This is a genomic window from Agrobacterium sp. Azo12 (assembly GCF_029193765.2).
In the GTDB taxonomy this organism is placed as follows: domain Bacteria; phylum Pseudomonadota; class Alphaproteobacteria; order Rhizobiales; family Rhizobiaceae; genus Agrobacterium.
In genome coordinates, this window is the sequence record NZ_JARFYO020000001.1 from 2,795,490 (window position 1) to 2,814,208 (window position 18,719).

12 protein-coding genes are annotated in these 18,719 nt (G+C 55.6%); 7 read left to right on the forward strand and 5 right to left on the reverse strand.

The window, feature by feature from the left end; translation table 11 throughout:
• Positions 1-10: 10 nt before the first annotated feature.
• The 3 genes from rpoD to PYL13_RS13395 all read right to left on the reverse strand — a co-directional run bounded on the left by rpoD (position 11) and on the right by PYL13_RS13395 (position 5,126).
• Positions 11-2,059 (reverse strand): RNA polymerase sigma factor RpoD, encoded by a 2,049-nt coding sequence (gene rpoD / locus PYL13_RS13385; RefSeq protein WP_192488459.1) that lies wholly within the window; start codon positions 2,057-2,059, stop codon positions 11-13.
• A gap of 398 nt (positions 2,060-2,457) precedes the next feature.
• Positions 2,458-4,467, reverse strand: coding sequence for a DNA primase (gene dnaG / locus PYL13_RS13390; RefSeq protein WP_275641661.1), 2,010 nt, complete (start codon positions 4,465-4,467; stop codon positions 2,458-2,460).
• Positions 4,468-4,676: 209 nt separating this feature from the next.
• Positions 4,677-5,126 carry a GatB/YqeY domain-containing protein gene (locus PYL13_RS13395; RefSeq protein ID WP_192488864.1) on the reverse strand — a complete coding sequence of 150 codons (450 nt, stop codon included), beginning with the start codon at positions 5,124-5,126 and terminating at the stop codon, positions 4,677-4,679.
• 332 nt (positions 5,127-5,458) lie between these two features.
• On the opposite strand from PYL13_RS13395, the gene carA reads away from it, so the two are divergent.
• The gene (carA, locus tag PYL13_RS13400) at positions 5,459-6,664 is read left to right on the forward strand and encodes a glutamine-hydrolyzing carbamoyl-phosphate synthase small subunit (RefSeq protein WP_275641662.1); all 1,206 of its coding nucleotides are present in this window, start codon (positions 5,459-5,461) and stop codon (positions 6,662-6,664) included.
• A 79-nt stretch (positions 6,665-6,743) separates the two neighbouring features.
• Here carA and PYL13_RS13405 read toward each other — a convergent pair whose 3' ends face one another.
• Entirely contained in the window at positions 6,744-8,144 is a 1,401-nt protein-coding gene (locus tag PYL13_RS13405; protein WP_275641663.1) for an MATE family efflux transporter, read from the reverse strand.
• Between the two features lie 341 nt (positions 8,145-8,485).
• Between PYL13_RS13405 and mcpU the strand changes: the two genes are divergently transcribed.
• The 3 genes from mcpU to PYL13_RS13420 all read left to right on the forward strand — a co-directional run bounded on the left by mcpU (position 8,486) and on the right by PYL13_RS13420 (position 11,834).
• Entirely contained in the window at positions 8,486-10,576 is a 2,091-nt protein-coding gene (gene mcpU, locus PYL13_RS13410; RefSeq protein ID WP_275641664.1) for a methyl-accepting chemotaxis protein McpU, read from the forward strand.
• A gap of 168 nt (positions 10,577-10,744) precedes the next feature.
• Positions 10,745-11,227 carry a DUF2938 domain-containing protein gene (locus PYL13_RS13415; protein WP_275641665.1) on the forward strand — a complete coding sequence of 161 codons (483 nt, stop codon included), beginning with the start codon at positions 10,745-10,747 and terminating at the stop codon, positions 11,225-11,227.
• 145 nt (positions 11,228-11,372) lie between these two features.
• Complete coding sequence (locus PYL13_RS13420; protein WP_275641666.1) at positions 11,373-11,834, forward strand: SRPBCC family protein; 462 nt, start codon at positions 11,373-11,375, stop codon at positions 11,832-11,834.
• A 3-nt stretch (positions 11,835-11,837) separates the two neighbouring features.
• On the opposite strand, the gene ypfJ is transcribed toward PYL13_RS13420, so the two are convergent.
• Positions 11,838-12,758: a KPN_02809 family neutral zinc metallopeptidase gene (gene ypfJ, locus PYL13_RS13425; protein WP_275641667.1), complete on the reverse strand. Its 921-nt coding sequence runs from the start codon at positions 12,756-12,758 to the stop codon at positions 11,838-11,840.
• A gap of 271 nt (positions 12,759-13,029) precedes the next feature.
• Here ypfJ and carB point away from each other — a divergent pair, with 271 nt between their 5' ends.
• From carB to PYL13_RS13440, 3 genes are all read left to right on the forward strand, one after another.
• Entirely contained in the window at positions 13,030-16,515 is a 3,486-nt protein-coding gene (gene carB, locus PYL13_RS13430) for a carbamoyl-phosphate synthase large subunit (RefSeq protein ID WP_259144009.1), read from the forward strand.
• 89 nt (positions 16,516-16,604) lie between these two features.
• A complete protein-coding gene (locus tag PYL13_RS13435; RefSeq protein ID WP_275641668.1) occupies positions 16,605-17,051 on the forward strand; it encodes an SRPBCC domain-containing protein in 447 nt (148 codons plus the stop codon).
• 120 nt (positions 17,052-17,171) lie between these two features.
• Complete coding sequence (locus PYL13_RS13440) at positions 17,172-18,716, forward strand: MFS transporter (protein ID WP_275641669.1); 1,545 nt, start codon at positions 17,172-17,174, stop codon at positions 18,714-18,716.
• The last annotated feature ends 3 nt before the right edge of the window (positions 18,717-18,719 follow it).

Here is an 18,719-nt window from a genome sequence, read left to right on the forward strand (position 1 = left end):
TATTTTGCTTTTAGCTATCCAGGAACGAACGCAGCTTGCGCGAACGGCTTGGGTGCTTGAGCTTGCGAAGCGCCTTGGCTTCAATCTGACGAATACGTTCGCGTGTCACCGAGAACTGCTGACCAACCTCTTCCAGAGTGTGGTCTGTGTTCATGCCGATGCCAAAACGCATACGCAGAACGCGCTCTTCACGGGGTGTCAGGGACGCCAGAACGCGCGTGGTTGTTTCACGCAGGTTGGCCTGAATGGCAGCATCGATAGGCAGAAGCGCGTTCTTATCTTCGATGAAGTCACCCAGATGCGAATCTTCTTCGTCACCCACTGGCGTTTCGAGCGAAATCGGCTCCTTGGCGATTTTCAGAACCTTGCGCACCTTTTCAAGCGGCATGGCCAGCTTTTCAGCCAATTCTTCCGGTGTCGGCTCGCGACCAATTTCATGCAGCATCTGGCGCGATGTACGAACGATCTTGTTGATCGTTTCGATCATGTGCACCGGAATACGGATGGTACGCGCCTGGTCGGCAATCGAGCGGGTAATCGCCTGACGAATCCACCATGTCGCATAGGTCGAGAACTTGTAACCACGGCGATATTCGAACTTGTCCACCGCCTTCATCAGGCCGATGTTGCCTTCCTGAATAAGGTCGAGGAACTGCAGACCACGGTTTGTGTACTTCTTGGCGATGGAAATAACGAGACGCAGGTTGGCCTCAACCATTTCCTTCTTGGCGATACGCGCTTCGCGCTCACCCTTCTGCACCATCGACACAATGCGGCGGAACTCGGCAATGGAAATGCCGGTTTCGGTGGCCAGATTCTGGATTTCCAGACGGATATCACGGATTGTCTGGTTCTCTTCGCGTGCGAAGTCCTTCCAGCCCTTTGCAACAAGGTTGGCAATCGACTTCATCCAGTTCGGATCAAGTTCGGCACCGTGATACTGCTCAAGGAAGCTGTCACGCTTCACGCCGTAGGATTCAGCCAGACGCAGCAGACGACCCTCGTTCTGCATCAGACGCTTGGAAATGTCGTAAAGCTGCTCAACGAGGCTGTCGACGCGGTTCTGGTTCAGAGACAGCGACTTAACGGCCGTGATCAACTGATCCTTCAGTTCCTTGTAACGACGTTCCTGCCCGCTGGACAGGGTGCCCGTACAGGCCAGGCGTGCCTCAACCTGCTGGTCCTGAAGCTTGCGCAGCTTCTTGTAGGTGTCAGCAATCGTATCGAGCGTTTCCATGACCTGCGGACGCAGTTCAGCTTCCATCGCAGCAAGAGAAAGGTTCGATTCGTCATCGTCCTCTTCTTCTTCCTCGAGTGGCAGGCCTTCACCGCCAACATTGGTCACATCATCATCGCTGACGCGTGCACGACGGGTCTTTTCTTTTTCTTCGGCAGCCTTGCGGTCAGCCTCGATCTTTTCAGGGCTCTGGAACTGCGGGGCAGCCTTCGCCTCAGGACCGGAATAGGTCGTTTCGAGGTCGATGATTTCGCGCAGCAGTGTTGTGCCTTCGTTGAGTTCATCGCGCCAGATAATCAGCGCCTGGAACGTCAACGGGCTCTCACAGAGACCGGAGATCATTGTTTCGCGGCCAGCTTCAATGCGCTTGGCAATGGCAATTTCGCCTTCGCGAGACAGAAGCTCTACCGAACCCATTTCGCGCAGATACATGCGCACCGGATCGTCTGTACGATCGGTCGGTTCTTTCTTCTTCGCCGTGGCCAGTGCCGTGCCGCTGGACGTGCTCAGCTCACCGCCTTCGGATTCCTCCGCTTCGGTATCGCCGTCCTCATCATTGTTGCTGGCTTCTTCGGCTTCTTCATCCTCGACAACATTGATGCCCATATCGGACAACATTGCCATCGTGTCTTCGATCTGCTCCGACGTCACCTCTTCGGAAGGCAGAACAGAGTTCAGCTCATCCATCGTGACATAGCCGCGCTTCTTCGCGGCCTTGATCATTTTTTTGACCGCGTCATCGGAAAGATCGAGAAGCGGACCGTCCGTCGCACCGTCGCGTTCGTTTTCTGCTTCTTCGTTTTCTTTGACTTTGGTTGCCATCTATCTCGTCGCTTTCCCTGACGCTAACATGCCGTTCGCTCCATACCTGTTGCCTTGCTAGGCATCAGGTGTGAAGCGAATCACTGTCACACACCTAACGGAATGATATTTAATTGCCGATTAACCACGACGGCCGTCAGCACCAAACAATGCGTTCGCATGCAGAAGTGCTCGCTAATGCCGTTCTGATCCACCAAGGGCCATTCCACCTTATTTACCTGAATTGGTGATTCCCGCTATTTCTCATCCAGTCAAGCCTTTCCGGCACAACAGACCACGAAAAGTCAAAAAAGCCGATAATAACAAGGCATTTTACGGGCAGTCACCGACTTATCCACTATTTAGGAAACAGAAGGGTTAAAACAAGCCCCAGAGAAGAACTCAAGGCCTGTCTCTTATCAACTGCGTCCAAATGCCGGTCCCTTCACCCGTCCGGACATCACACCGAAACCATCAATAATCGCTTCCTGGTTCTCCATTCGGGTGATTTCGAGCTGAACCTCGTTAAGCGCCCGCATCAATTGAACAACGCGATCACCATCGCCGGCTTCGGTTGCTTCGGCAATCTCACGCTGTTGTTCTATTTTCTGCCAACGCAGCACTTTGGTGCGTTTATGCAAGGCCAGCGCCTGATTATAACCTTCGCGCGCATCTTCAGGTGCAGCATCGACGGTCGCCGTCCAGAGACGCGCATTGCGGACCTGTTGTTCCATCGCCTTCAGCAACACACCGAAGCCTTGGCCCTCAAGCCGCTCCATCATGCCTTCGCGTGACAGGCGCTCTGCACTTTCAGCCGCGTAGGTCAAAACCTGCGACCAAAGCCGCTGCAAATCACGGTTTTCATAATCAATGGCGGCAATCTCGTCATATTCCTCCAGCAGCAGCACCGGATGATTGACGATTGTAATGGCCAGCACGCTTTCGCGCAGCGCAGGCGTTGCCTGATATCCCTTGACCAGGCCTGACTGCACAAGGCGATCGGAGAAGCTGGAAGACGCCGCACCGCCACGTCCTGCACCACCAGCCCCAGCAGCACGCCCGCCAGCACCTGTACGTGACTGTGCGCCATTACGGCGCATCTGCCCACCCTGCGATGGGCCACGCTGGAACTGCGGCTGGAAAAAGCCGTTCAACCGGTCGCGCATGTCCTGCTGATAGTGGCGACGCACGCTTTCGTCGGCAATGACAGTCACGATCTGTTTCAGGCGATTTTCAAGTTCGGCCCGCTTTTCCGGCGTATCGAAGCTCATGGCTGCCGTCTCACGGCTCCAGATCATCGCTGCCAGCGGCTTGGCCTCTGCCATGACGCGGTCGAAAGGTGCCCGCCCCTCGTGACGCACCAGATCATCCGGGTCCTTGCCATCGGGCAACAGTGCGAAACTGACCGAACGTCCCGGCTTGATATGCGGCAACGCCAAATCTGCAGCGCGGTTGGCAGCACGGATACCGGCGCCATCACCATCGAAGCACAACACCGGCTGCGGCGACATTTTCCAGAGAAGTTCAAGCTGATTTTCAGTCAACGCGGTGCCAAGCGGTGCAACGGCATTTTCAATACCGGCCTGATGCAACGCGATAACGTCCATATACCCTTCAACGGCAATCACAGTTCCACCGGACTGTTGTCCCGGTGTCTGGCTGGCGCGTCTGGCTCTGGCGAAATTGTAAAGCACATTGCCCTTGTGAAAGAGCTCGGTCTCATTGGAGTTCAGGTATTTGGCCAAGGCATCCTGCGACATGGCACGACCACCAAAGGCAATCACCTTCTCGCGTGATGACAGGATCGGGAACATGATGCGATCGCGAAACCGGTCATAGGACACCGGCACGTTTTCATGCACCACGAGGCCGCAGGCCTCCATCTGATCCTTGCCGACACCTTTGCCAGCCAGATATTCCTTCAGTGTATTGCGCCCTTCCGGGGCAAAACCCAGCCGAAAAGTTTCAATGGTACGGCCTGTCAGTCCACGGTCGCGCAGATAGGCTCTCGCCTTGGCGCCAGCTGCGGTCTGCAACTGGTCCTGAAAGAACACGGTCGCCATTTCCATGACGTCTTGCAGTGAGGCTCGCTCACGTTCGCGCCGCTCAGCCTGCACATCCGGCTGCGGCATGGCAACACCTGCCATATCGGCAATCTGTTGCACGGCCTCGGGGAAATTGAGACCATCCAGATCGGTCAGAAAACGGAAATGGTCACCGGACACGCCACAGCCAAAGCAGTGGTAGCGGCCCTTGCGATCCTCGCAATGGAAGCTTGGGCTTTTTTCACCATGGAACGGGCAGCAGGCCCAGAAGTCACCGCGCGACGGATTGCTCTTCTTCCTGTCCCACGTCACGCGCCGCCCGATAACATCAGAGATGTTAACGCGGTCGCGTATTTCATCGAGAAAGGAATTCGAAAAGCGCATCTGAAACCTCGGCAAGCCTTCCATATAAGCGCGTTAAGGAAATTATACCAACAATGGCGAAAGGTAATGCCCACTATTCACAGGGGATACATTTCCTTCGGACCAAGGGAAATAACGGTGCAGATTTCCTTGGGTAGAGACGCTGCTGGAAGGAAATAAAAAAGGCAGGGCACATACCCTGCCTTTCACAATAACATTTTTGGCTGAAATTACTTCAGCAAATCCTTGACCATGCCGGATGCCTTGGCAAAATCGATCTGGCCCGGATATTTTTCCTTCAGAACGTTCATGCACTTGCCCATGTCACGCAGACCGGCTGCACCGGTTTCGCTGATCACAGATTGGCAAAGCTCACGCACTTTTTCTTCCGGAATCTGCTCCGGCATGAAACCGCGAATAACCTCAATTTCCTCACGCTCCTGCGTAGCAAGCTCGGGACGGTTGGCGCCATCATAAATGGTGGCAGACTCGTCACGCTGCTTGATCATCTTGGTGAGTATCTGCATGATTTCGTCATCCGAGACCGGGTCTTTGCCGACGCCACGGTTGGCGATATCACGGTCCTTGATCGCCGTCTGGATAAGCCGAATGGTGCCAGTGCGGCGCGCATCCCTTGCCTTCAGCGATTCTTTCAGCTCATTTGCGAAAATATCGCGCATCATGGTCTCAATTCTCCTTCGAAAAGCGTTGTTTTGCCTGTCTCGTCAGGCCGCTTTTCCGTGTTATTTTTGGCGTTCTCTTAGACGAGCGAACAACACCCCGCAAATCAATTACACAACCCGTTGAATTTCATGGGCTTTAATTCCACGTAATCCACAAGGCTATGGTTGACCGCCAGCGTCGCTTTGTCTATTTTCCGGCACCTGCACGAGATTTTAATCAAGGGTACTGTCGCGAGGATTTCGCGCGCCCTTGCCTGCGACCAGAGATGGCCCTTGATCCGTCACCTTTCAAGAGGTGAGCGGTTGCGCGAGGGCGGAAACGGAACGATATGACCGCAACAACTCCATGGACCACCCGCAAACCAACTGCCATGCTCGTTCTTGCCGACGGCACAGTCATTGAAGGCTTTGGCATCGGCGCAACTGGCAAGGTTCAGGCCGAAGTCTGCTTCAACACGGCACTGACCGGTTACGAGGAAATCCTCACAGATCCGTCCTACCTTGGCCAGATTGTTACGTTCACCTTCCCGCATATCGGCAACGTCGGCACCAATGATGAAGACATCGAAGACCTGACACCGGCGGCACGCCGCGGTGCGGTTGGCGTTATCTTCAAGGCCGACATCACCGACCCGTCCAACTACCGCGCCGCCAAGCATCTCGATGCGTGGCTGAAGGCCCGTGGCATCATCGGCCTGTGCGGCATCGACACACGCGCACTGACTGCATGGATCCGTGAGAACGGTGCACCAAACGCCGTCATCGCCCACGACCCGAACGGCATTTTCGATATCGACGCGCTGAAGGCCGAAGCCAAGGCATGGAGCGGTCTGGTTGGTCTCGACCTCGCCATTGAAGCTACTTCCGGTCAGTCTTCCGTCTGGACCGAGACACCTTGGGTATGGAACGAAGGTTACGGGACGCTCGGCGAAGCTGATGCCAAGTACCACGTCGTCTGCGTTGACTTCGGCGTAAAGCGTAACATCCTGCGCCTGTTTGCCGGCCTTGACTGCAAGGTCACTGTCGTTCCTGCCAAGACCTCTGCCGAAGACATTCTGGCTCTGAAGCCCGACGGTGTGTTCCTGTCCAACGGTCCTGGCGACCCGGCTGCGACCGGAGAATATGCCGTTCCTGTCATTCAGGATTTGATCAAGTCCGAGCTGCCGCTTTTCGGCATCTGCCTCGGCCACCAGATGCTTGGTCTGGCGCTTGGTGCAAAGACTGAAAAGATGCATCAGGGCCACCACGGCGCCAACCACCCGGTCAAGGACTTCACCACCGGCAAGGTGGAAATCGTGTCCATGAACCACGGCTTTGCAGTCGACACGAAGTCGCTGCCGGAAGGCGTTGAAGAGACTCATATTTCGCTGTTCGACGGCACGAACTGCGGCCTGCGCGTTGTCGGCAAGCCGGTGTTCTCGGTACAGCACCACCCGGAAGCCTCCCCTGGCCCGCAGGACAGCCACTACCTGTTCCGCCGCTTCGTCAATCTCGTTCGCGAGAAAAAGGGTGAAGCCGCTCTGGCAGAGCGTTGATACGACTCTCTAAAAATCAACAGATATAAAAAAGGCCCGCGTCACGCGGGCCTTTCTTTATGTAACATTTCAAGATGTCTCAGACGGCAATGGCCTGTTTCTGCCGCTGCACCAGCGCGATGAAACGCCATGACAGGGTAATGGAAGCTACGGTCAGGCCAACAAGAATGCCGTACCAAACGCCCTCGCCGCCAAGCCCCAGCGGGAAACCGAGAACCCAGGCCAGCAGGAAGCCGACCGGCCAATAGGAAATCAGCGCCATGATCATCGGCACGCGTGCATCTTTCAGGCCGCGCAGAAGGCCGCTGGCAATTGCCTGCAACCCATCCATCAGCTGGAAAATACCGGCAATGATCACCAGCTTCGCTGCATAGTCGAGAACCGCAGGCACATTCGGCAGGTGTTCATTGAGGAACCAGCGGCTGAGATATTGCGGTGATGCGGCAAACAGAACGCCGCCAGCAATGGCAATGATGCAGGCCAGTGCACTGACCATGATCGCTGCTCGAACCAGATTGGGATAGTCCCCCTGCCCGTAAGCAATACCGACCCGCACCGTTGCTGCCTGCGACAGACCAAGCGGGATCATGAAGGCAATCGAGGCCAGTTGCAGCGCGATACCGTGGGCAGCAAGCTCTGTTGTTCCGATCTGCCCCATCAAAATGGACGCGGCACTGAACAGCGACACCTCGGCCAGAATGGTGACGCTGATTGGCAAACCAAGACGCAGCACTTCAAGCAGCGCCTGCCAGTCCGGCCGCCAGAAACGAACAAAGACCTCGTATTGACGCATTTCCTCGCGGCTTTGCACAAACGCAGCCAAGCAGACGAAGCTGAGGGTCTGCACGATGACGGCGACGATTGCGGCACCGTTCATGCCAAGCGCAGGAAAGCCGAAATGCCCGAGCACCAGACCGTAAGCGAGGATACCATTCACCACGAGCGTCAGGATGGTGATGTAAAGAACGACGCTGGCCTTGCCGACGGCGCTGACCAGACCGCGCATCACGTAAAATAAAAGACCCGGCAGAAGGCCGTACTTGGTGATGCCGAGATAATCCCCCGCCAGCCTTGCCACTTCGGCATTCTGACCGAAACCAAGCAGGATACGCTCTGCATTCATGAAGAATGGCAGCACCAAAAGCCAGTAGACGATGGCAACCCACATGCCCATGCGCAGCGAGCGGCGCGTTGAACGTACGTCACCACGACCGAAAGCCTGCGCAATCATTGGCACAACGGCAATCGAGAAACCGGAACCGAAGATAAACAGCACAAAGAAGAACTGTCCGGCCAGAACCATGGCTGCCAGTTTTTCAGCGCCAAGCTGACCGACAATCACCATATCCGTCGTGTGAATGCCCAACTGCGCGAGCTGCGCGCCAATCAATGGGATACCCAGCGCAAGCGTGGCTCTCAGATGGGATGACCAGGATTGCGCGCCGGTTTGAACACTGCCTGAAACAACGGACGAGGACATGCGGCACCTTCTCAAAACAAAAGCCGCTTCCACGGAAACGGGAAACGGCGTTGGCCTAATCCATAAAATATTCGGCGTACCGATGCAACCAAGCAATGCAAATGCACAAAAAACTGGCAAAAATCAAAACGACAAGCAGTCTTGAGTGTTCGCAAATAATTTCACGCTACAGTCAAACTACATTTACAGTTTTGAAATAACGCAAAAGCTAAAACAGCCACATATAACTGGCCCGCATGATGCGTGTATACAACGCCGTTACCCGGCATGATTGTCTCCCCCTCCGAATTCGGTCCGTTCATCCGGCCAAAAGTCGCGAATACCTATAAGGGAAGCTGCGCTTGTCTATTAAATCTAGCCTTATGACGCGCATTATTATCGCTGCGTCGCTCGTTGTCGTGACGGCTTTTGCCGGTTTTTCCGTCTATATCGACGCGCTGCAACGGGAAGCCACGACGACTTCCGTTGCCCGCAACATTGACGCCGCCGGCAAACAGGCGGCGCAAAGCATCGCTAACTGGCTGAACGGCCGCGTGATGTTGACCGATGTCGTCACCAAAGCCATGGCCAAAGCACCGGACGAAGATGCCAAGCTGAACGTGCTGCAAAATGATGTCCTGACCGGCCAGTTCATGTCGACCTATTTTGGCGACAGCGCGACCGGCGTGTTCACAACATGGCCGAGACTGCCTTTGCCAGAAGGATATGATCCACGGACCCGCCCATGGTACCAGGATGCCGTGAAAGCGCAGAAGACCGTGCTGACAGAGCCATATTCCGACGCCTCAACAGGCGGCCTGATTATCACTGCCGCCTCGCCTGTCATGATCAACGGCCAATTGGCTGGTGTGACCGGCAGCGACTTCTCGCTTAACTCGCTGGTGACGATGATCAAGTCGGTTGAAGTCGGCACCGACGGTTACGCCTTCCTGGTCAGCAAGGATGGCAAGATACTCATTCACCCGGACGCGAACTTCGTCAACAAGACGCTGACCGACCTGTTCCCGACAGCAACGCCAAGTATTGCCTCAACAATCACTGAAACGGCAATCGACGGCAAAGCCAAGCTCACCAGCTTCATTCCAGTCACCGGCCTGCCGTCTGTTGAATGGTATGTCGGCTTTGTTGTGGATAGCGGCGTTGCTTACGCCTCGATTTCACAGTTCCGTGTCGCCGCAATCATTGCCACCACCCTTGCAGTTATCAGCATGATCGGTTTCCTCGCCTTCCTGCTTGGCCGACTGGTGATCACGCCGGTGACACAGATGACCGCTGCCATGCAGAACCTGGCCTCCGGCCACCTTTCCATCACCATTCCCGGTCAGGACCGCACCGACCAGATCGGTTCGATGGCCGCAGCCGTTGCCGTGTTCCGGACCAACGCACTGGAAAGACAGCGCCTGGAAACCGAAGCCTCTGAATCCCGTTCACTGTCCGAACAAGAACGCGACCTGCGCGAAAGAACTGCAGCCAAGGACAGTGCCGACATTCAGTTTGCCGTTGATGCACTGGCAAAGGGCCTTGAACATCTCTCCAATGGCGATCTGCAATACCGCATTTCGACACCATTCGTTGCGCGTGTTGACCGTCTGCGTGAAGACTTCAACAACTCCATCACCAAGCTCAACGATGCTCTGACCAATGTTGGCCAGAATGCCCGCGCCATCGATGCCGGTGCAACGGAAATCCGCCACTCGGCTGATGACCTTGCCCGCCGCACCGAACAGCAGGCAGCGTCTGTTGAACAAACCGCAGCAGCCCTTGAGGAAATCACAACCACCGTCAAGGATGCTGCCCAGCGCGCCGAAGAAGTTGGCAAACTGGTTGACCGCACCCGCAACAATGCTGAACAGTCCGGCCACGTCGTTAATGACGCCGTGCGCGCCATGGAAGGCATCGAACATTCTTCGACCGAGATTTCCAAGATCATCGGCGTCATCGACGAGATTGCCTTCCAGACCAACCTGCTGGCACTGAACGCCGGCGTGGAAGCAGCCCGTGCTGGTGAAGCCGGCAAGGGTTTTGCGGTAGTTGCGCAGGAAGTGCGTGAGCTGGCGCAGCGCTCTGCGACGGCCGCGAAGGAAATCAAGGCGCTGATCAGCACCTCGACCGCTCAGGTACAGGAAGGTGTGACGCTGGTTGATAATGCCGGCAAGGCACTGGAAGCCATCGTTACGCAGGTGCAGGAAATCAACCTCCATATCAATGCGATTGTCATTGCCACCCGCGAACAATCGACCGGCCTGTCGGAAATCAACACCGCCATCAACACCATCGACCAGGGCACACAGCAGAATGCCGCCATGGTCGAAGAACAGACCGCCGCCAGCCACGGCCTTGCCTCGGAAGCGGCATCGCTCAATGAGCTGTTGGCGCAGTTCAGACTGGGCATGCAGCAGACACAACACAAGTCTTACAGCCGCGCAGCCTGATCAGACAAAACGTGGCCGCCCAAAGCGGCCACGTCCTTCTTTTTATGCGCTCTCCTACCCTCGTCTCAAAGATCATGACCGGGAGCTGCAAAGCCTCCAAACTGCACTTGCCGAACCCTAAAAAAGCCGACACCTTGCCAGACGACATAGAGAGTCGGGAGAGCGGGAATGTCGGAGATTATTTGGCGCGGCGTGGTCATGGGCATAGGCGGAACCATCCTCATGGATATCTGGGCCTATATTCTCCATTTCGTCTTCAAGCAGCCCGCTCCGAATTGGGGACCTCCCGGTCGCTGGTTCTGGCACCTGCCCAAGGGCAAGGTTTTTCACGACAGCATCGCCAATGCGACACCTTACAAAAACGAAGTGGCGCTTGGCTGGTTCATGCATTACGCCATTGGCGTTCTCTATGGCATCATTCTGGCGTTGGTGGTGACACCACTATGGTTCGCTGAGCCGCACTTCATCCAGCCGTGGATCGTCGGCATTGTTACCGTTGGTGCTGGCTGGTTTCTGCTTCAACCGGGCCTCGGCCTCGGATGGGCCGCCTCCAAAACTCCAAACCCGACCAAAGTGCGCGTGTTGAATCTCGTCGCCCATACTATTTTTGCGCTCGGCATGTTTTTGTCAGCCCTGCTGCTTGCCGCGTAATCACACCTCTGGCCCGTCAAACTGAACTGGATGTGCCGGTTCAGTTATTTTACGCGATCATCCCGTCGACACCTATGCCTTCAGTGCAACTCCAGTGACACCTCACGAGTTTGCAGCAAAATGCCTGTCTACCCGGGAGGATAGAATGGAACTGACATTCACAGTGTCCGCAAGAATATCAAAACCGCTTCATGAGGTTTTCGAGGCAGTTGCCGATCCAAAGAAATTGTCCGGTTATTTCACAACCGGTGGCGCCAAGGGCAGGCTTGAAACCGGCACCACCGTCAGGTGGGATTTTCACGATTTTCCCGGCGCATTTCCCGTTGAGGTCATCAAAGCCGAGCAGGACAGGCAAATCATCCTGCAATGGCAGGCCAATGAAGAGGGCACCTACGAGGCAGGCAGTTACAAAACCACGGTGACCATCAGCTTTGAACCGATCGGTGATGACCGAACGCTTGTCAGCATTACCGAAAACGGCTGGCGCGAAACGCCAGCCGGGTTGAAAGCATCCTATGGCAATTGTCAGGGGTGGTCACAAATGCTGTGCGCCCTGAAAGCCTATCTGGAATACGGCATCAATCTGCGCGAAGGCATGTATAAATGACCGTCAGATATTGGTGTTGAACGTATCACAGTCAGCAACGCGACCAGTGTCGTAACCACGCTTGAACCATGTCATGCGCTGTTGCGATGTGCCGTGGTTGAAACTGTCGGGCACAACATAACCTTGCGACTGCTTTTGCAGTGTATCGTCACCGATCTGATGGGCAGCATTGAGCGCTTCTTCGAGGTCTCCGGTATCGAGAATACCTTCCTGCTCGGTGAATTTTGCCCAGATACCGGCGTAGCAATCGGCCTGCAACTCAACCCGCACCGACATGCGATTGGCGTCCACCTGGCTCATCGACTGGCGACGACGGTTGAACTCCGGCAACACACCGGTAAGGTTCTGCACGTGATGGCCGACCTCATGTGCAATCACATAGGCCTGCGCAAAGTCGCCGGCAGCGCCAAAACGCTGGTCCAGTTCACGGAAGAACGTGGTGTCGAGATAAACCTGGCGATCCCCCGGGCAATAGAACGGGCCAGTTGCCGCAGACGCATATCCGCAAGCCGAAGACACCTGACCGGAAAACAGCACCAGTGTCGGTTCCTGATAGGTCTGACCCGCAGACTTGAAAATGCCGCTCCAGGTATTTTCGGTTTCAGCCAGCACCACGCGGACAAAAGCCGTTGTGTCGTCGGTGGAATTGCCCTGCGGACGGGTGCCGGTCTGCTGCGATGAGCTATCCCCCATCATGCCGTCACCGCCAGACAGCAGGGTAAGCGGGTTGATGCCGAGAAACCAGCTGACGAGAAGGATGACCAGAAGGCCGCCTATACCGATTCCACCACCAGTGCGCCTGCCGCCCGAAGGAATTCGAAACCCGGTGCGGCTGAAAGGATCATTGCCCAAACCGCCCCGACCTGCTGACATATCACGTTTGTCTTCGACGTTGTCAGACTGACGGCGCCCTTTCCATTCCATGGTCGTTTATCTCCCGACAGAAAATAACGCTAATATATGTCTTGTGTTGTATCAGCGAATTGAGATCATGGAAATGAAGTTGCTCCATGAAATGCATGTCAGATATGCGAATGCATATTTCCTGTCGATTTTTAAACTTTCGGGGTTCCGTTCGTTAAAACATTTGCCTATAAGCCGCTTCTAGCCTGAAAATATTTGAAATTGCGCGCCCCGGCCGGTGAACCTTCACCATGGCCGTTTTTTGCGCAACACGAGAAGCGGAACGAGAGCCATGCCGAAGCGCCAAGATATCAAGTCCATCCTAATTATCGGCGCGGGACCGATTGTTATCGGTCAGGCTTGCGAATTTGACTATTCCGGCACGCAGGCGTGTAAGGCGCTGAAAGAGGAAGGCTACCGCGTCATCCTCGTCAACTCCAACCCGGCCACGATCATGACGGATCCGGGTCTTGCAGACGCCACTTACGTTGAGCCAATCACTCCCGAAGTCGTGGCCAAGATCATCGCCAAGGAGCGCCCAGACGCGCTTCTGCCGACCATGGGTGGTCAAACGGCTCTCAACACCGCGCTCTCTCTCAAGCGCATGGGTGTTCTGGACCGCTACAATGTCGAAATGATCGGCGCAAAGCCTGAGGCAATCGACAAGGCTGAAGACCGCGCCCTGTTCCGCGAAGCCATGGCAAAGATCGGCCTTGAAACACCGCGCTCGATGCTGGCCAATGCCACCGAGATCAAGGACGCCGACCGCAAGAAACACGAAGCTGCCCGTGCAGAACTGAAGGCCAAGCTTTCCGGTTCTGATCTGGACAAGGCACTCGACGATCTGGAAAACCAGTGGAACCTGGGAGAAACAGATCGCAAGCAGCGCTACATCAGCCACGCAATGGCCATTGCCGCACAGGCAATTGATGTTGTTGGCCTGCCCGCCATCATTCGCCCATCCTTCACCATGGGTGGCACCGGCGGCGGTATTGCTTACAACCGCTCGGAATTCTTTGAAATCATCGGCGGCGGTCTCGATGCATCGCCAACCACCGAAGTACTGATCGAAGAATCCGTACTTGGTTGGAAAGAATATGAAATGGAAGTGGTCCGCGACAAGGCGGACAACTGCATCATCATCTGCTCGATTGAAAACATCGACCCGATGGGCGTTCACACCGGCGATAGCATCACCGTGGCTCCGGCCCTGACGCTGACGGACAAGGAATACCAGATGATGCGCAATGCATCGATCGCGGTATTGCGCGAAATCGGTGTGGAAACAGGCGGCTCGAACGTTCAGTTCGCGGTTAACCCGAAGGACGGCCGCCTGGTCGTCATCGAAATGAACCCACGCGTGTCGCGTTCGTCTGCGCTGGCCTCCAAGGCTACCGGCTTCCCGATCGCCAAGGTCGCTGCAAAGCTCGCCATCGGTTACACGCTGGACGAACTGGACAACGACATCACCGGTGGTGCAACCCCGGCCTCGTTCGAACCATCGATCGACTACGTCGTCACCAAGATTCCGCGTTTTGCCTTTGAAAAGTTCCCAGGCGCGTCGCCAATCCTCACCACGGCCATGAAGTCGGTTGGTGAAGTCATGGCGATTGGCCGTACATTTGCAGAATCGCTGCAGAAGGCGCTGCGCGGCATGGAAACCGGCCTGACGGGTCTCGATGAAATCGAAATCCCAGGCTACGAAGAAGGCGAAGGCTCCAAGAACGCCATTCGCGCCGCTATTGGCACACCGACACCAGATCGTCTCCGCATGGTTGCCCAGGCTCTGCGTATGGGCATGTCCGAAGAAGAAGTGCACGAAAACAGCAAGATCGACCCATGGTTCATCGCGCAGTTCAAGGCGATCGTCGACACCGAGGCCCGCATCCGCGAACATGGTCTGCCGACCGACGCTGAAAACCTGCGCGCGGTGAAGGCCATGGGCTTCTCCGACGCCCGTCTTGCCAGCCTGACCAACAAACGTCCAAAGGAAGTTGCCGAGCTTCGCAACAGCCTCAACGTACGCCCGGTCTTCAAGCGCATCGACACCTGCGCTGCTGAATTCGCTTCGCCAACCGCATACATGTATTCGACCTATGAAGCGCCATTCGTTGGTGCGCTGCGCTCGGAAGCAGAAGTGTCCGACCGCAAGAAGGTCGTCATCCTCGGCGGCGGTCCTAACCGTATCGGCCAGGGCATCGAATTCGACTATTGCTGCTGCCATGCCGCCTTCGCACTGAAGGATGCAGGCTTCGAAGCCATCATGATCAACTGCAACCCGGAAACCGTGTCGACCGACTACGACACCTCCGACCGCCTGTATTTCGAGCCGCTGACTGCGGAAGACGTGATCGAAATCATGCGCGCCGAGCAGGAAAAGGGTGAGTTGGTTGGCGTTATCGTGCAGTTCGGCGGCCAGACGCCGCTGAAGCTGGCTGAAGCGCTTGAAAAGAACGGTATCCCGATCCTCGGCACGGCGCCTGACATGATCGACCTTGCAGAAGACCGTGACCGCTTCCAAAAGCTGTTGATGAAGCTGGACCTCGCCCAGCCAAACAACGGTATCGCTTACTCGGTTGAGCAGGCGCGTCTGGTTGCCTCTGAAATCGGCTTCCCGCTGGTTGTTCGTCCATCCTACGTTCTGGGTGGCCGCGCCATGCAGATCATTCATTCGGAAAGCCAGTTGCAGGCTTACCTGCTCGACACGGTTCCAGGCCTCGTACCTGAAGACATCAAGCAGCGTTACCCGAACGATAAGACCGGCCAGATCAACACGCTGCTCGGCAAGAACCCGCTATTGTTCGATAGCTACCTGACCAACGCGGTTGAAGTGGACGTGGATGCACTGTGCGATGGCGAAAACGTCTTCGTATCGGGCATCATGGAGCATATCGAAGAAGCCGGCATCCACTCCGGTGACTCCGCCTGCTCGCTGCCAGTTCGTTCGCTGTCGAACGAAATCGTTGACGAGCTGGAACGTCAGACCACGGCTCTTGCCAAGGCATTGAATGTTGGCGGCCTGATGAACGTGCAATACGCCATCAAGGACGGCACGATCTACGTTCTCGAAGTCAACCCACGCGCATCGCGTACCGTGCCATTCGTTGCCAAGACCATCGGCGCACCGATTGCCAAGATCGCGGCCCGCGTCATGACCGGCGAAAAGCTTGATGCAGCGATTGCGGCCTACGGCGAAAAGCCAGATCCACGCAACCTGAAGCACATTGCCGTTAAGGAAGCCGTCTTCCCGTTTGCTCGTTTCCCTGGCGTCGACATCCTGCTCGGACCTGAAATGCGCTCGACCGGTGAAGTCATCGGCCTCGACACCGACTTCGCACTGGCCTTTGCCAAGGCGCAGCTTGGTGCTGGTGTGGATCTGCCTCGCTCAGGCGCCGTGTTCGTATCGGTTCGTGACGAAGACAAGGAACGTGTTCTGCCAGCCATCCGCATTCTCGTGGAAATCGGTTTCAAGGTTCTCGCAACCGGCGGCACCCAGCGTTTCCTCGCAGAACAGGGTATTGAAGCCGAAAAGATCAACAAGGTTCAGGAAGGTCGTCCGCACATCGAAGACGCCATCCGTAACCGTCAGGTCCAGCTGGTCATCAACACCACCGACAGCAACAAGGCGATCTCCGACAGCAAATCGTTGCGTCGCGCAACGCTGATGCAGAAAGTGCCTTACTACACCACTATGGCTGGTGCAGAGGCCGCAGCCCTCGCCATAAAGGCGCTGAAGGCCGGCAACCTGGAAGTCAGACCGCTGCAAAGCTACTTCTGATCCTTTGTGATACCATCAACCGGCCAACATCAATGTTGGCCGGTTTTCTTTTGCCCGCAATTTGAAAACCGATGAGTGCGAGGATCGACATGACCGACAAGATGGAAGTTCTGAACGAACGCTTGTTCAGCGTGGATCGCGACACACTGTTTCGCACTTTCTCCAACGCCGAAATGCTATCACAGTGGTGGGGACCAGATGGTTTTACCAACCGCATCGGTACATTCGATTTCAGACCCGGCGGCACATGGCAGATTACCATGACAGCCTCCAACGGCACCGATTTTCACAATGTCTCTACCTTTCGGGAAGTCATCGTGCCGGAGCGTATTGTCTTTGAACATCACGAACCGATCCACGTCTACACCATGGAAATAGACTTCACAGAGCAGGTTGGCGGCACCCAGCTCAACTGGCGTATGTTGTTCGATGCGACAGAAGAAAACCTCGAGCTGAAGAAGTTCATTGCCGCTGCCAATGAACAGAATTTCGACCGGCTGGAAGATCTTTTGCTGCAGATTTCGCAAGATCGATAATCTCCATGATATCGTCACAGCATTGTAGTCGGACTGAACGGGCGAAGGTACTAGCCCGAGTTTGATACTTGCCAATTTTGCAATTTCAGGAAAATCTCTCGCCAATGCGGGAGGAACGACATGACGGACACACCATCAGTGCAGGATCACGCCAGCAAGCGTGAATGGATCGGCCTCTGTGTCCTGTCGATTGCCTGCCTGATCTATTCCATGGATCTGTCGGTGCTGTTTCTGGCAATGCCGGCAATCGTCGCAGACCTTGATCCGAATGCCACTGAGCTGCTGTGGATCAACGATATCTATGGCTTCATGGTCGCTGGTTTTCTGGTGACCATGGGCACATTGGGCGACCGGATCGGTCGTCGCAAACTGCTGCTGATCGGCGCATTTGCATTTGGTGTGGCCTCAGCGCTGGCCGCCTTTTCCGACACAGCCCAACAGTTGATCATATCGCGGGCGCTGCAGGGCATTGCCGGTGCCACCGTTGCGCCATCCACCCTGTCGCTCATCGTCAATATCTTCAAGAACGAGGCCGAGCGAAACCGCGCCATCAGCATCTGGGGATCTGCATTTGCACTTGGCGGCCTGATAGGCCCGCTAATCGGCGGTTTGTTGTTGGAGTATTTTCATTGGGGATCAGTATTTCTGATCAACATCCCGGTGATGTTGTTTCTACTGATCATCGCACCGTTCATTTTACCGGAATACAAGAACGATGAGGCGGAAGGCATTGATCTTCCTAGCGTTCTTTTATCACTCGCAACCGTGCTGCCAATCATCTACGGTTTCAAACACATGGCGGCAGATGGTTTTGCACTCATCCAGTTGTTGCCCGTCGCAATTGGCCTGTTGGTTGGCGTGTTTTTTATGCGCCGTCAACAACGCCTTAGCCACCCGCTGATTGATCTCAAACTGTTCCGCATTCCGGCGTTTACAGCATCATTAATGGTCAATCTGGCTGGCGTCTTCTTTGTATTCGGCACGTTCCTTTATCAAAATTTGTTCCTGCAGCTGGTCATCGGCCTCACACCGTTGCAGGCAGCCCTGTGGTCTATTCCTTCGGCATCAGTTTTCACCATCATGTCGTTTCAGGCGTATCGCTTCACCAACCATTTCGGCCCGGTCAAAACCGTGTTGATGGGTCTAATGGTCAATGTTGTCGGCACCACAGTCATGGCTATTGCCGCCTATTATGAAAGTCTGCTCGGCATCCTGTTTGCCAGCATGTTGATCGGCCTCGGTTTCGTGCCTGTCATTCTCACCACCACCGGGTTGATCGTTGGCACAGCGCCGCCGGAGCGTGCCGGGTCAGCATCGGCCATTTCCGAAACCAGCTCTGAATTTGGTGGTGCTTTAGGCGTTGCATTGCTTGGCAGTCTCGGCACCGTGTTTTACCGCATGACAATGTCAGGCGTTGATCTGACCGGACTTGACCAAACACAGGCGACAGCCGTGTCGGCAACACTGGCAGGAGCCGTGGAAACGGCAAAGGCTCTCGGCGGCACAGCCGATCCGTCTTGGCTCGAACCCGCCAAGCAGGGTTTCTCAACCGGCTTTGCCGCCTGCTGTCTTCTCGCGTCCGTAATCCTGCTCCTGCTGGCCGTTATTGCGCGAAAGGTCTATGCCAAGGCCCATATCGATGAAAGTGCTGTCGGTTCGCATTGAGCG

Excerpts from the sequence above, each read along its gene's own strand:
- rpoD (WP_192488459.1), bottom strand. The coding sequence starts at position 2,059 with ATGGCAACCAAAGTCAAAGAAAACGAAGAAGCAGAAAACGAACGCGAC.
- dnaG (WP_275641661.1), bottom strand. The coding sequence starts at position 4,467 with ATGCGCTTTTCGAATTCCTTTCTCGATGAAATACGCGACCGCGTTAAC.
- PYL13_RS13395 (WP_192488864.1), bottom strand. The coding sequence starts at position 5,126 with ATGCGCGATATTTTCGCAAATGAGCTGAAAGAATCGCTGAAGGCAAGG.
- carA (WP_275641662.1), top strand. The coding sequence starts at position 5,459 with ATGACCGCAACAACTCCATGGACCACCCGCAAACCAACTGCCATGCTC.
- PYL13_RS13405 (WP_275641663.1), bottom strand. The coding sequence starts at position 8,144 with ATGTCCTCGTCCGTTGTTTCAGGCAGTGTTCAAACCGGCGCGCAATCC.
- PYL13_RS13415 (WP_275641665.1), top strand. The coding sequence starts at position 10,745 with ATGTCGGAGATTATTTGGCGCGGCGTGGTCATGGGCATAGGCGGAACC.
- PYL13_RS13420 (WP_275641666.1), top strand. The coding sequence starts at position 11,373 with ATGGAACTGACATTCACAGTGTCCGCAAGAATATCAAAACCGCTTCAT.
- ypfJ (WP_275641667.1), bottom strand. The coding sequence starts at position 12,758 with ATGGAATGGAAAGGGCGCCGTCAGTCTGACAACGTCGAAGACAAACGT.
- carB (WP_259144009.1), top strand. The coding sequence starts at position 13,030 with ATGCCGAAGCGCCAAGATATCAAGTCCATCCTAATTATCGGCGCGGGA.
- PYL13_RS13435 (WP_275641668.1), top strand. The coding sequence starts at position 16,605 with ATGACCGACAAGATGGAAGTTCTGAACGAACGCTTGTTCAGCGTGGAT.
- PYL13_RS13440 (WP_275641669.1), top strand. The coding sequence starts at position 17,172 with ATGACGGACACACCATCAGTGCAGGATCACGCCAGCAAGCGTGAATGG.